This is a genomic window from Streptomyces sp. HB132 (assembly GCF_016909575.1).
Classification (GTDB): domain Bacteria; phylum Actinomycetota; class Actinomycetes; order Streptomycetales; family Streptomycetaceae; genus Streptomyces.
In genome coordinates this window covers 195,010-209,088 of sequence record NZ_JAFBGA010000002.1, presented here as the reverse complement: position 1 = coordinate 209,088, position 14,079 = coordinate 195,010, and the positions used below count along the sequence as shown (strand labels likewise).

At 67.6% G+C, this 14,079-nt stretch carries 7 protein-coding genes; 2 read left to right on the top strand and 5 right to left on the bottom strand.

Going from position 1 to position 14,079, the window contains the following annotated elements; all coding sequences use genetic code 11:
- Positions 1–262: 262 nt before the first annotated feature.
- Positions 263–2,308: a lipase family protein gene (locus JOC24_RS05205; protein ID WP_205018922.1), complete on the bottom strand. Its 2,046-nt coding sequence runs from the start codon at positions 2,306–2,308 to the stop codon at positions 263–265.
- Between the two features lie 738 nt (positions 2,309–3,046).
- Between JOC24_RS05205 and JOC24_RS05200 the strand changes: the two genes are divergently transcribed.
- Together JOC24_RS05200 and JOC24_RS05195 are read left to right on the top strand one after the other, a co-directional pair.
- Positions 3,047–5,104 (top strand): GNAT family N-acetyltransferase, encoded by a 2,058-nt coding sequence (locus JOC24_RS05200; RefSeq protein ID WP_205018921.1) that lies wholly within the window; start codon positions 3,047–3,049, stop codon positions 5,102–5,104.
- Complete coding sequence (locus JOC24_RS05195) at positions 5,101–5,583, top strand: ASCH domain-containing protein (RefSeq protein WP_307792632.1); 483 nt, start codon at positions 5,101–5,103, stop codon at positions 5,581–5,583. The genes JOC24_RS05200 and JOC24_RS05195 overlap by 4 nt, the downstream gene beginning before the upstream one ends.
- A gap of 36 nt (positions 5,584–5,619) precedes the next feature.
- On the opposite strand, the gene JOC24_RS05190 is transcribed toward JOC24_RS05195, so the two are convergent.
- From JOC24_RS05190 to JOC24_RS05175, 4 genes are read right to left on the bottom strand one after another with little or no spacing between them, the layout of a single operon-like run.
- Positions 5,620–6,882: a TIGR02679 family protein gene (locus JOC24_RS05190; protein WP_205018920.1), complete on the bottom strand. Its 1,263-nt coding sequence runs from the start codon at positions 6,880–6,882 to the stop codon at positions 5,620–5,622.
- Positions 6,879–11,120, bottom strand: a complete 4,242-nt coding sequence (locus tag JOC24_RS05185; protein ID WP_205018919.1) for a TIGR02680 family protein — start codon at positions 11,118–11,120, stop codon at positions 6,879–6,881. The genes JOC24_RS05190 and JOC24_RS05185 overlap by 4 nt, the downstream gene beginning before the upstream one ends.
- Positions 11,117–12,451 carry a TIGR02678 family protein gene (locus JOC24_RS05180; RefSeq protein ID WP_205018918.1) on the bottom strand — a complete coding sequence of 445 codons (1,335 nt, stop codon included), beginning with the start codon at positions 12,449–12,451 and terminating at the stop codon, positions 11,117–11,119. The genes JOC24_RS05185 and JOC24_RS05180 overlap by 4 nt, the downstream gene beginning before the upstream one ends.
- Positions 12,448–14,073, bottom strand: a complete 1,626-nt coding sequence (locus JOC24_RS05175; RefSeq protein WP_205018917.1) for a TIGR02677 family protein — start codon at positions 14,071–14,073, stop codon at positions 12,448–12,450. The genes JOC24_RS05180 and JOC24_RS05175 overlap by 4 nt, the downstream gene beginning before the upstream one ends.
- Between the last annotated feature and the right edge of the window lie 6 nt (positions 14,074–14,079).

Below are 14,079 nucleotides of genomic sequence, written 5' to 3'. Positions count from 1 at the left end.
TGAGGGTCGGTTACTGATCTTGCCAGCGCGGATGCCGTTTGCCCTGGTCAGAAGCGTGGTCCGGATTGGTCTTGCGCGGTGTGGCAGGGGCTTGGGGAGTGGGTTGGCTCCCAAACGGCTCCCAGGGCAGGGGTGGCCTGCGGGGGCTGCATCCTGTTCCAAGGGGGCGACTCCTCACTGCGGTGCCGGAGCGTATGCTCCGGCACCGTGCTTCCTTCTTGAGCAGCCTGAGTGGAGCGTCATTGGCATGAAGGCGCGCCTTTTAGCGGGTGATCCGCGGCGGGCCCGCCCGCTTGCCACCAGCGCGAACTTCGGCTTCCACGTTATCTGCGCTCCGCCTGGAGTGCGGCAACGCTTTCCCGTGTGTGGGCACTGAGAGTGAGCAGTTGGATGAAGCTTCTGGGAGATGGACCAAGCGTGCCCTGCTCAAACTGACCAGCGCGAGCGTCAATGTCAGCAGGACAATGGCAGCGAGTGGCCCTCCGGGAGCTTTCGCCCACGCAGGTGCAGTGGAGCTGAGGGGGCCGCTGGAGGCCAGCGCTGGGAGACAGGCAAGGAGTCCTGCGCCGCCAACCCAGGCTCGCCGCACCCGGTAGCCAGAGCCTGTCGCGGCAGCGAGGACGGCGAGGATGAAGGCAGCGAGCATGGGCGCGCCAGGTGAGCGGACGTTCCAAGCTGGCTGTAGCCCTGACAGCATGGTCAACCCCAGGGCTCCGAAGAAGGAGACCACGGCGCCAATCGCCAACGCCAGGGTTGCAGCCGTCCTGTGCTGGGGAACCACGATCGTGACTGATGGTGTTGGCTGAGGTTCACCTCGCAGTTCGGCGTCGAGCATCGCAACAAGTTTCCGGTGGCTTCTCCGTCCCTGCCAAGTGAATGCGGCGCTGAGTAACACTGTCGCCGCCGCCAGCGCGTGCCAGCTCCCGATGACCGCCTCGACGAGGGTCGCTCCGTGCGCCATGCGGGGAGTCAGGGAGCCTGCCGCCACCCACAGCATGAGAACTCCTTGGAAGCAGCGCCGTCGATCATGCTGCTTCCGCAGGGCTCGTTCGTATCGGGCCACGGTCTCTGCCCACCGGCCCGCGCCTAAGCTTTGGTGAGTTGAGGACTCGACGTCAGCAAGCAGTTGGGCTGCCAGGTGGCGTGTGAGTAGTCCATCGTCGTCGAAGTACCTCGTGTGATCGCCGAGCGGATGGCCGAGTACCGGCGTGGCCTCCTGCTCCACACCGCGTGGAAGTGTGGGCAACAGCATCCTGCCCACCATGTCGTGCTGGCTGCTGTACTCCTCCCACTCCAGTTGCTGCGGGCCGTTGGACGGTGGCAGGGCAAAGAGCGTCTCCGCCTTGGGGCGGATACGGAACCTGATGGTCAGCCCACACGCGAGCGTTAGCGCCGCACTCACCGCAATCGCCGCCCACCGTTCCCAGGGCATGTCACCCAGAAGGAGAAGGCCGAACTGAACTTGTTTCATCGATTCAGCCACGCTGTCCAGCATCGCTGACGTGAACTCGGGGGACTGTGCGCCCAGCGGCACTACCAGGGCAGGCATCGTCGCCTCCAAGTACATCAGCATGCCCGCTGCGATCTCGGAACTGCTCGGCTCGATAAGCGGCGAAGCCCCCCATGCCAGGCATAGGGACGCGGTGGGCAGCATCCATGCCACTGCCCAAACAAGCGGGCGCCGGAGCTGCTGGAGGAGCCGGATGGGCTTGAGGCCCGATCCGACTCCCACCAGCCGCATCACCTTTGACTGGTTGCGGCCCCCGTCGCGAGTCATGAGCTGGTGGGCCAGGAAGCCTCCCTGCGAGTGAGCGACAATCACAATCTCGTCGCAATGCGCCTGCATCCACCGCAGCCGTTCTTCCAGGAAGTCGAGCAGTTTCTCTCGCTCCTGGCTCCGTGCAGCAGCCATGATCACGTGGTCTGCGACATTCAGCCGCGTACACAGGAGGCCGATCAGAATGGCAGCACAGCCGACGGTCCACCGGGGGTGTTCCGTGAGCAGCTCTTTGAATGCGGCCAGGAGTACGAGCAAAGTCAGGAACCGCCAACCCATGCGGGCGATGTGGCGAAAGTCCGGACTGACGAGGAAGGCGCCTGGCCGCAGTCCGTCGCTGAGGGATCTCAGGAAGGTCCGCCTACACGAGGCCCCGGTGGACTCCCAGATGCTGCGGTCGCGGCGGTCCGGACCTATTAGTAGAAGCACTGCGGGCAGGCTCAACACCACGTAACCCACAGTCAGTAGCCACCGCAGGTACCACGGCGGGCGACGGAAGCGGTCGGCCCACACTGCTTCCGCGATAAGCACCGTTTTAGTCTTCTGGCCGAGAGCGGTGATACGAACAGCAGCGTGGGCAGGGGTGCCCAACGGCCATTCGGCAGTACTTCCTCTGTTCTCTGGTGTCTCGGTCCATGTAACCGATGACGAGCCATGAGCCTTGGCGATCGGGTCCACGATGCCCCGACCCATGTGGTGCAGGACGGAACGTCCCGAGCCGATACCCCGGTGCTGGTTGCCGACTCCGTGGACAACGAGATAGCCGACGCGGGGCGCACTGTTGTTCCGGCTGGGCGCCATGAGACCTGGGGCGGCCTTGTCGCTCACCCCCCTGTGTCCCCTCTTGCTTGCCCGATTTCGGCCATGCCGCTGCCGCGACCGCTTCACTCCGGCTCCTCTCCGTTTGTGGCGCACGGGAGCGATCATGCCGCCTGTCGAGCACTTAAAGCATCCGTACGGATACTCAAAGTGACTGCCTGGGTTTGTCTGGCGGGAGGGTTCAGTGGGGCCGGGTGGAGCGACCGCACGTCCGAACATGATGGCGTCCAACAAGGGGGACTGGTGCCTAGTGGCTTTGGTGTCCCTGCTCCTGAGTTGGAGTCGGCCACAGCCTCGTTCCAGGACGGAACGGTGGAATTCAAGCGGGACAGTCAAGGGGTAGCCAACTATGAAAAAGATCAAAAAGGGTCTACCCAAGCCCGGTTGCGTGGGTATGCACTGGGCTAGTGATCGGCCACATTCGGTAGGGCCGACACGGAGGGGGAGTCGATGGCGATCACGGTGCTGCCGGTGTCCGGTGAGCAAACCGATCTGCTTGGCGCGGTTGTGGCCCTGGGGGACCGATACACCAAGTGGCTGGGGCTGCTCACGCCACCCGCCTATCGAGCGGCTGCCGAGGATGGCGGTCTTCTCGTTGCTGTGGAAGGGAACGAGGTCGTCGGGTATGCACTGTTCGGGCTGCCGAAGCGCAGCACCCATGTGCGCCTTGCGCATCTCTGCGTGCCCGAGGAACACCGAAGCAAGGGCATCGCCCGCTCACTGATTCAGACCATCTGCGAGCGGCACCCGGAGCGGCTGGGGATCAGGGCCAGGTGCCGGCGTGACTACGAACTCAGCGGGATGTGGACCAGCCTGGGCTTTGTACCCCTTGGCGAGGGGCTGGGGCGCGGCAGAGACCAGGAGACCCTGGACACTTGGTGGCTTGACTTGGGGCACCAGGACTTGTTCGCGGACGTCCAGAGCGACGCCCTGGCGGTGGTGACTGTAGACCACAGCGTTTTTGCCGGCCTTCGAGGTAGTGGCACCGCGTCCGATATCGAGGAATCACGTGCTCTTGAAGCCGGATGGCTTGCCGATCTGATTGAGCTCGCGTTCACACCACAGTTGCTTCACGACGTGCGAGATGTCACCGATCGAACCGCGCGGCAACATCAGCGCGCTGGTTTGCCAGGTCTGCGGCAGATCACCCCCGTTCCGGAGGCCGTGGCTGCTCGCCACAAGGAACTTCTGGAAGCGGTCGAGAAGGATCTGCCAGAACTACCGATTGACGCAAAGATGCAGAGCAGGCTGAAATACGTGGCCGAGACGTCCTGCGCCGGGCTTCAGATTCTGGTGACCCGCGACCCGGTGCTGGCTCGGCTGTCCGACACCGCCTGGGCCGTTGCTGGCGTCAAGGTAGTCGTTCCCTCCGTGGTGACTCTCCACGTCGATGAGCTGCGTCAGGCGCAGCTCTACCGGCCCAAGGACCTCTTGGGCACACCGTTCTCGGCAGGCGAGGTGACGCCGGGCGGAGAGGGAGAACTGGTCGCCTTCTTCGACCAAGCGGACAGTGACAACGGATCGGCCTTCGAAGCGCGGCTCAAGGGCTTTGTCAACGATCAGATCCTTTGGCGGCGGGAACTGCTGAGGGATGGCGAGGGGCACCCGGTCGCCCTGTACGTCTGGGCCTTGGACGGGCGAACCCTGAACGTCTCGTTGCTTCGCACCGCGACGCATTCGCTTGAGGAGTCCCTCGCCCGGCAACTGCTCCTGATGCTCAAACGCTTGGGGCGTGATCGCAGGGCTCAGGTCATCCGGATCACGGATCCCTTTCTCTCGCCCGTAGCTCGGGCAGCGGCCGGTGCGGACGGTTTCACCGATCAATCAGGCGACCTCATCGCACTGCTCGTGGATGTCTGTGGGTCTGCCGCTGACGTGTCTGGTGCAGCAATCGGGATCGGGGAGCGCTTGGGGCTTGCCGCACCCGAGCTACATGCCGGACTCCCCGCTGAAGTAGCAAGCATTGCTGAGCGGGCCTGGTGGCCTGCGAAGATCATCGACTCCGAGCTGCCGTCGTTCAGCGTGCCCATTGAGCCACGATGGTCCGCCGACCTGTTCGATTTTCCGACCATGCTGATGCCACGCGACGAGGTGCTCGGCATCAGCCGCGAGCATGTCTACTACCGCTCGCCAGGCCACCGGAGCGAAAGAGTCCCTGCCCGCCTTCTCTGGTACGTGAGCAGGGGCGAGCCGGGGCAGCAGGGGCAGATGGCTATCGGGTGTTCGCGCCTGGACGAGGTGGTGATCGACGAGCCGGACACCCTCTTCTCGCGATTCGAACATCTGGGCGTATATGGTCGTGAGCAAGTCCGCGCGGTGGCCGAACCCTATGGCAAAGCGATGGCGTTGAGATTCTCGGACACTGAACTCTTCCCCGCGCCGGTGTCGCTCGGACGTTTCAAGGCGTTGGCAACGGGTCTGGGGCTACCGTTGCCGCTGTACTCGCTATCCAAGATCAGCAACGCGCTTTTCCAGGCGGTCTACGAAGAGGGGCATCGAAAGACGTGAGCGATCCGGAGCGTGCAATGCTGCTGTCCGTCCACCCTCGGTTCGCTTCGGCGATCCTGGCCGGCAGCAAGACGGTGGAGGTGCGGCGGCAGCGCGTCGCGGCACCCCCCGGCACCCGCGTGCTCCTCTATGCGACAGCGCCGACGATGGCCATCGTGGGAATGGCCAGCATTGCCTCGGTGCAGGTCGCTTCGCCTCGAGATGTGTGGTCGGCCAGTCGTACCCGCGCTGGCATCAGCAGGCGCGAGTACGACGCCTACATGAGCGGTGCGGCACAGGCCAGCGGTCTCACTCTGGAGGGCCCTGTGACGTTCCAAGAACCGGTGCCGTTGAGCGCCCTCAGGGCCGCTGGCCCTTTCCACCCGCCGCAGAGTTACCGGTACCTGAAGCGGGACGATCTGCGGCAGTTGGCCGAAGCGGCGCAGACCGGTGACGATGAGGTCCTGCGCAGTGTGCTGAGCGATGTCGTTTCGGCCTGAGGGTTGCAACGCTTACCACACTGTCCGGCGCTCGGGCTAGGCCAGGTCCTCTACCAGCAGGTCGAGGGTGGCCTCCTCATGAAGCGCGACTCCGAGGGCATTCATGGCAGGAGCGAGGCCCGGGTCCCAGTCCGCATCTACCGGGCTCCCGCCGAGAGGTAGTTGAGGGACCCCCTCCGCCTGGCTGGCTGCGGCGAGGCGTTCGTAGTCCTCGGCGCCCAGGCGCCACGGCAGCGCTTCGTAGCGGCGGATGATCCGGTTGGCCAGCGTGATGCCTGGCCAGTCGAAGTCGCCGTGGTAGGCGAAACGGCAACCGGAGGCAGCCAGGGCGTCGAGGAGTGTAATGACCACCGTGGCGGCGCTGCCGGAGGTGCAGACCAGAGGCTTGGCGCAGGCCGCGTCGGCTGCGGCTTCCACCACGCGCGGATTCTCGCAGATGTGAACGACGGTTCCGGCGGTCAGCTGGAGCTGCATGTCGAGCAGATCGCGCGGTGTCAGGTGGGTCTCGGCGTTATGGGCGGCCCGCTCTCGCAGTGACCTCGCACGCCAGCTCTCGCCGAGGGGGCGTAGGCCGTAGGTCAGCACCGTGCTGGAGACCTCGTCCGGTGTGACGGAGACCAGCCGCCACAATGCGCGTCGGCCGGCTGCGTTGCCAGGGAGTTCTGTGTCATGGGCCAGCGCGATGCCGCGTTGGACGAGGCGGGCGAGCCAGGTGCCGTCGTCCAGGCCGTGCGCCGAACCGGTCGCCGTCGCGGCGAGCTCGCCTCGGCCTCGCGTACCGGTGCGCTTCGGATCGAACAACACAGTGAGTACTTGGACCGCCTGCTGAAGCGTCCGCACTGTCGCTTCGGGCGTCACCCCTCTCGGAACGCCAGTGCGGCGCAGCACATCGGACCACTGCCGAGTCCAAGCCTGCCCGGCGAGCGGAGAGGCGTCGAGAGACGAGGTGAGCGACGACCACACGTGCCGGCGCTGTGCCGCGCCGTCCTCGCGAGCCGCGCGGCGGTCGGTGAGCGGAGGGCCGAGTTCCTGGAGAACCTCCCTGAGCCCGAGCCCCGCGGCCGAGGTGCGCAGGCGTTCGTCGAGCGCGTCGAGCCGCACGGTCACGGCTGTGCCCGTGAGCGGTTTGCCTAGCAGGAGTGACAGGTCGTTCCGTTCCTGGGCGCTCACCGCGGTCAGCCGGACGGAGCCGGTGGACTGCACGCCGTTGCCTTCCAGACGTTTGCGTACCGCACCCCAGAGCCGGGCGAGACCTGGCCCAGCCAGCCAGTCGCGTGTGGCGGCCAGGAGCCCGCTCATACCGATGCCAGACGCCGGTGCCGCCCGTTCCAGGTGTAGTGCAACGTGGCCACCCCGCGCACGTGGGGGTCGCGGAGGCACTCGTAGATGTGCAAGGACGGGACCTCAGTCCAGTTGCCCATCAGACGTTCACTCGTGAGGACGAAGTCGAGATCGAGGTCGACCAGGATGCGGCCCAGCCGCCCATGGGTGGGTTCGTCGACTTTGGCGAAGGCATCGTCCAAGAGAATCAGCCGAGGCGCGTGCGGGGCCGATTCGGCGAGGCTGGTGAAGTGCGCGGCAGCGGCTGCGAAGAGCACGAGGTATGAGAGCACGCGCTGCTCTCCCTGACTCAGGCCGGTGCGGCCGGTCAGTTTCCTTCTGCGCCCTGGGGCGGCGTCCTCGACCACGAAGGTGTGGAAACGGAACCACGCGCGGTAGTCCAGCGCGGTCCGCAGGTGGGCTGTGTAGCCGGCCGATGGGTCGGCAAGGCGGGCGTCCTCGATACGGCGTTGCAGTACCTCGCGCAGCTGCTCGGTCTGCTCGCGCGTTCGGAGGCTCGATGGGCTGCGCAGAAGTTCCACGGCCGCCCGCACGTCAGCGTCCACGTCCTCGTCGAGCTTCCATAGGAGCTCCACGCCGAGACCGTGCGAGGTCCGTACGGTCTTCAGGGTGTCGTTGAGAGCCGCGACCAGATTGGCTGCGGTGATGACCTGCTCGGAGAGGTGATCGCCGAGCTCGCCGGTCAGGAACCGCTGGAACACCTCGCTCTCGCGCTCGGTGAGCCGCCCCCTCGCCTCTGCGGACTGTACGGCCATCCGCTCGCCCACGAGCGCGACGTCGTGCGAACCGTGGTCGTCGAGCAGGCGGCACACCTTGATGCCGTCGCGCTCCTCAAGCTGTGCGTCGTATCCGCCCGCCAGCTGGTCGCGCAGCTCGGTGTGCCGGTTGAGCAGGGTGTTGTCCGACACCTCTCCCCTCGAACGGCTGAGGGCCTGCTCCACCGCGTCGGCCAGTGAGCGCAGCGCGCGCAGGCGGTCGCGGGCGTCTGAACCGGGGTTGTCCGAGACGTGGTCGGGCAGAGAGGACCGTTCCAGCCCCGCTCCGTTGATGACCTCCGGACGGTCGAGAGCCTCGCGGAGGGCGCGGCCGGTGTCGATGACGGTCGTCTCTTGGTCCGCCAGGTCCTCGCGCAGGCGCTTCTCCTCCTCTTCCGCGCGCACGCGCAAATCGCGGAGTTCGCTGTGTGTGCGCTCTGCCGCCGGGATGGCGTTGGCGGTGTTCGCGATGCGTTGCTTGGAGTCCTGCTCGCGGGCGAGGATCTCCTCCTCGGATGATCCGACGGCCGCCTCGCGGGTCCGCAGATCCTGTTGTGCGGTGCGCAGTTGGTGGAGGCGAAGCCGGTAGTTTCCCTCCGCCTCCAGGCGGCCTTCTCGGGCGCGTTCGTACCGCCCATCGTCCGCCTGGCTTCCGCCGAGCCGCCCGACCGTGCCGGTGACTGCTCTGCGCAAGTGACCGATACCGCTGAGCAGGGCCGCCAGTGCAGTGCGTACGCGGTCCAGGGCTGTGGCGTCGGTAGGAAGGTCATGGGCGGTCGCGGTGGCGTCCGCCTCGGTGCGTGCCGACACCGCGAGAGCGCGGGCGTCTTCGGCTAGCCGTGCCGCACGGGTTGCCTTGGCGGTCAGGTCCCGCAGCGCCCTTTCGTCCGAAGCGGTCCTGCTCCAGGCGTCGGAGAGCTGCTGAGCTCGGGGGAAGTCCCGTTCCGTGCGGGTGAGGGCCCGCCGCATGGAATCGGCTGCCGCCAGTTCGGTACGGGCGTCGGTCAGCCGCTGTTCCGTCTGCGTGAGCCGGTCCATTAGCTCGGCGAGGGCCCGCCGTCGGGTTTCGGCGCGTACGGCGGCCCCCACGTACTCGGCGACACTCTTGTGGTGTCGGCCGCGCAGGGCCCCCAGCCGCCAGCTTCCGTCGAAGTGGACCGCGCTGGCAGCGGCACTCTCCGAGGCGGGTACGAGTGCGATGGCGGCCAGCAAGCGCTGCACGTGCTCGGACGTGATGCCGCACTCTGGCTGCGGAACCGAGCGTAGGGCCGACGCGAGAGTTTGTGCTCCCAGCAGCTCAGGGCCGGGCTGGAGGAGCGTGTCCCGGGTGAGGGGGTCGAGAAGAGCCCCGTCCGCGCTGACCCAGGCGTCGAGGATGCCGCTCGCCTCCAGAGCCGCCTCCAGACCGGCCCGGTCGGCGGAGGTCACGTGCTCCGTGAAGTCCACCAACCGGTAGAAGGGCGCTCCACCGGTCGGATTCCTTTCGGCGGTGCGGTGGTACGGGGCCGGAGGCTCGGGGTCCGGACGCCGCTCCCATTCCTGCCTCTCCTTCCTCAGGCGGTCGATCTCCTCATTGAGCCGGCCGACGCCGAGCGCCAGAGCATCGCGGTGCCGGTTGAGGTCATCGGCGTATGGTTCCAGGGCCGCATGAGCCGTCTGCCGAGCGCGGCTGTCAATGTCGGGCGGCAGCGTGCGCTCCGCGAACGGCGCGTCGGAGGAGGTCTCACTGACGGCTTCGGCGAGGACGGCATCCAGCGGTGGACAGGCGGGCCCCGTCGCGGCCCGCGTGCGCTCTACCCACGAGGCGACCTCGCCGGCGTACCCACGGCTCTCCTCGGCGACCTTCTCGCGGCCCTCTTCGAGACGGCCGGCGGCCTCCTCCGCCTCTCCCTCCAGCCGCTCCCGCTCTGTGTCGGCCTGCGCTGCCTTGGTCCGAGCCTCGTCGGCTTGCGAGGAGAGACGGGTCACTTCCTGGACAGTCCGTGTCCGGTTCCGTACGACTGCTTCGGCATTCTCCAGTTGTCCCTGCCAGGATCCCAGCCCTGCCTCTGTCGTGACCGTGTCCACGTGAACCACTGGCCGGTGTCGTACGGTCTGCGGTTCCCCGTCCGGGCTGGTCAGCTCCGTCTGCGTCGCCTGGGAGCGGTCCGTGCGCGGCAGAGCCACCGCGTCGCCGAGATGTCCGGCGGGGAGCCCTGCCTTCTCCGCCTGGGACAGCAGCTCCCGATGTTCGGTGCCCAGTTCGGTGAGCCGACTTCCCAGGTCTTCGACACCCTCGGCCATTCGTTCCGCCGCACCTTCTTCCGCCTCGTGCGTGTTACGCAGGGCGGTGAAGGCGGTCGTGGCCGTGGTGTGCAGGGCTTCCACCGTGGCGCGGCGTTCCGACAGTTCGCGCAGGCTGCGGTAGGCATGGCTGGCGTGCAAAGCCGCAAGTTCTGTCCGGGCGGTCTGTTCTTCCTCGCGGAGAGTTTCCAGCCCCGCTTCCGACTCCTCCTCCCGCATCTTCAGGTCGCCCGTTCGCTGAGCTGCGTCTCCGGCCGTTCGGCGTCGCTGGGATAGGACGTCCAGTTCCCTGCTCACGTCCCGGGCCGATGCGCGCAGGACTCCGGCGAGGTAGCGGCGGTAGTCGGCGAGGAACGTGCGTAGTGCCGTGTCGGTACGTTCCAGGCGGCCGAGTTCGTCCCGTACGGCGTCCAAGTCGTGAAGGTTGCGTGCCACCTTCTCGACCACTTCCTCGTCGAGCCCCGGCAGGGTCTCGCTCAGCAGAACGGCCAGGCCCCCGTGCTCAATGCGGTCCCCGACCGTGGGACGTCGCAGCCGGTGGAGGAGCTGGGTCAGATTTCGGTAGCGCGTCGTGTCAGTGATTCCGAAGAGGTCCCGGGCCACGCGAGCACGGTGGCCGACCGCGCGGTCGGTCGCGTTGTCGGAACCGACGATCTCTTTGAGCTGGTCGACGGGAAGCGGCTTGCCCGCTTCGACCAGGCGCAGGTCCTCACCTACCCGCAGGGGGGTGATGAAGAAGGTCGCCACCGCCTTCTGCGTCGACTTCGAGGCACGGACGGCGGCACCGAGCGTCAGATAGCGGTGGTCGCCGCCCTCGTCCGTACCTCGGAACTCCACCCACAGATAGCCGAGGCGGTTGGTCTGCTCGAACCCGTCCAGCATCAGCCAGGCGAGCGTCGTCCGCCCGGTACCGGTCGCGTCCAGCGCTCGGGAGTCGCCGTCCAGCAGGTACGGGAGCAGCATCTCCAGGGCCTTGGACTTCCCCGCGCCGTTCTTGCCGCGCAGCAGCAGCCGCCCGTCACCGAAGGCGAACTCCTGCTCGTCGTACTGCCAGACGTTCTGGATACCCGCGCGGTGCAGCCGGAAGCGGGTACCTGCTGTCGTCGTCGACGAGCGAGATCGGGGCAGCGGGATGAGGCCCTGTGCGCTGGTGGTCATAGCGGCAACTCCTGCTGCACATCGGTAACTTGGAAGGCCGATCCGGTCGGGCTGGCCGGGCGCACGGTGACGCGGGTGGCATAGCGGGCCGCCGCGGCGAGCAGTACCCAGCCCTCGCCAGCGGGCCGGGCTCCGCGGACGTCGGTCACCTGGCGGCCTTCCGGCAGCTCTTCGGCGTACCCCTCCGGCAGCCCGTCCCCCTCGGCCCGCAGCGGACCGACAGGGGTCAGCAGCCGCATGCGGGACAGCAGGTCCAGCACGGCTTCCCGCAGAGCGTGGAGATCTTCCAGGTAGCCGCGCTGCCAGTTGCTACGGCTTCCGTACTCGGCGACCAGCTCAACCAGCAGCTCATTCACCAGACCGTCCGGAACGGCAACTCCGACGACCAGGACGCCGCCGGTCGCCGGATGTCCGGGATCGGATGGGCGGAGGCGTTCAGCGAGCCGTTCCACCAGCAGCAATGCGGCCTGGGCGACGGTACCCGTGCCGGGAAGATGGAGATCGGTCAGCTCTTCTTCTGGGTCGACCAGCGCCACGCCCTCGGCGCGGATCTCAGTTTCCAGACCGAGGAGTTCGATGAACGCCTGTGCTTCCCGGCGCTGGCGGGTGCGAAGCCAGTCCCGCTCGGCGTCGGTCAGTTCGTCGAGATGGACGACGGGTGTCTCGACGAGCATCCGGCGCACGTAGGTACGAGGTCCTCCGAAGCCAGGGTCCGCCGCTTGCCGGACCAGGTCGGCGCCGTCCCGGGATTGGGCGAGCGGTCCGGCCACGACGACGCGTGCGAGCTCACGGTCCACCGTGATCAAAGCCTCCCCGCCGGCTTCCTGTGTGATGGCAGCTACGTGGCCCTCCGTCTCGATGAGTACACCCCACTCGACCAGCTGGCGCAGAGCCGCGGCCAGGGTCCGTTTTCCGGCTGCCCGGCCCGTCTCCTCCAGCTCGACGTCCGCATCGGCCGCGGCGGCCCGGATGTCGGCGACCAGCTGAGACAGCAGCATCTGTTCGGGCGCGGTTACCAGCACGGATAGAGCCAGCGCGAGGCAGGAGTACGTGTGTGGGGTGAAGGGAGTGCCGGTGGACCGCACAAGCCGATGTCCCGCCCGTGCTCCCAGCCCGGCCTTGAACAGTCGGGCGTAGGAGCTGTCGACCAGAAGGCGGTAGCCGAGTACCTGTTGGAACCGCTTGCCCAGCCAGTCGGCGTGTCTGCGTACCAGCGGGAAGAGATCGGCGTGCGGGCCGTCCGATGTGACCAGCGGATGGGCAAGCAGCAATCGAGCAGCGGTGCGGCGTTCGGCTGCCAGGTCCACGTCGTGGGCGGAGGGGAGGGTCATGACACGTTCACCTCCGCCTCATCGTCGGCGGTGGCCGAGGTCCGGCCGATGACCAGCTCCAGGTCGTCCAGGAGCAGGTCCCCGTCGGCCGAGTGGAGGAGCGTCCGGGCGCCCGCGGTCCGGTGCACGGTGAGCCAGATGGCCAGATCGGCGTCCTCGCTCCATGCCGCGTCCAGGCCGAACCACGATGCCCGCTCCCCGGCCGCACTGGCGCGCCGTTTGAGCTGAGCGTTCCCGAGCGCCGTGGCCAGCAGCTCCAGGAGCAGGTTCAGCGCCGCTGAGGTGAGCCGTACGTCATCGAAACGGCCCGAGGCGCTGCGCAGTTCGTCCGCCGCCGCCTTCCGGCCTGCCGCCCGCTCACGCGCTGCCACCCGGAGGCGCTCTTTCTGCGCGGAGTGGTCCTCCACCGAGGACGTCCGGCCTCGCTGCGCGCGGCTGCCCCTCTCGCGCAGCGCGACCGGGACCTCGACCACCGGACCGGTCCACCAGCTGGTGTAGGCAGGCACCACCTCATCGGTGGAGGGCGGAATCCCCAGGTGGCGGGCACCGTACAGCCCGAAGGCGGCGACGGCGATGTCGTGCGCATCCTGCGGTGCGGCCTCGTCGAACCACCGGGCCAGCCGCAGCAGGTCCCGGCGCCGCGACATCTCCCCGGTGGCCGAGCGCAGCATTCGCTTGGCGTTGGCCAGCAGCGACTGGAGCGCCCGCAGGGTGGCGTCCCGCAGTTGATCGACCTGGCTGCCCTGGCCGGCGGTGTCACTGAACCAGCCGCGCAGCCCCTCCCAGTCCGCGAGCTCGCGCCCCCGGCTGCGCTGTACTCGATTCTCCGAGTGGCCTTCGCCCTGCGGGGTAAGCCCGGCGAGGCCCTGGGCGTGGGCGTCCAGTCGTTCCAACAGGGGCGGAAGATGTGGCCATAGCGTGTCCAGTGCCGCCGAGATCCGGGGCGCTCGGAAGGCCACGTCTTCCGTGATCGCCTCGACGTAGTCCAGGAGCAGTTCCTTGAAGCCCTGGTACTCGGCGCTGTTCAGGTCGTACCGGGCGAGCACCTGGCCGAGGTAGGCGTAGAAGTCCCGGATGGACTCAGCGAACTCGGCGAACTGCACGAACAGCGTGCTGACCCGCTCCAGCCCGTCCTGTGGGGCGATACCGCCCGGCTCGGACACCAGCTCGGCGAGCTCCCGGAGCCCGCGCTCGACCAGGGCCAGCAGCTCATTGCTCACTTCACGGGCGGCGTCGGCCTCGGCCACCACCCCGTCGGCGTCCCGCTGGATGCGTTCGCCGAGCCTCGACAGCTGGTAGCGCGCACGTGAACGCTGGTACTCGGTGATGCTGGACGCCTTCACCGTGTGGCTGCCGCGCAGCAGGTTGCCCCACTTCTCCAGCTGTTCGAGCCGGGCCGTGAGGGTGTCGGCGTCGAGCCGCGCACCTGGTCCGCTGGACTCGCGCAGCTTCGCCATGACGTCGGGGCCGGCCAGGTCCGCCAGGAGCGTCCCGCAAAAGACCCGCATAATCGCGATGTGCTCCAGCCGCTCTGGCGCGCTCAGGTAGGCGTACGCGTCCAGCCGCCTGCGCGTCTCGTCGTCGCCGGGTTCCGGCGGTGCTCCGGGTGCGGGTGCCTCCATGTCTGC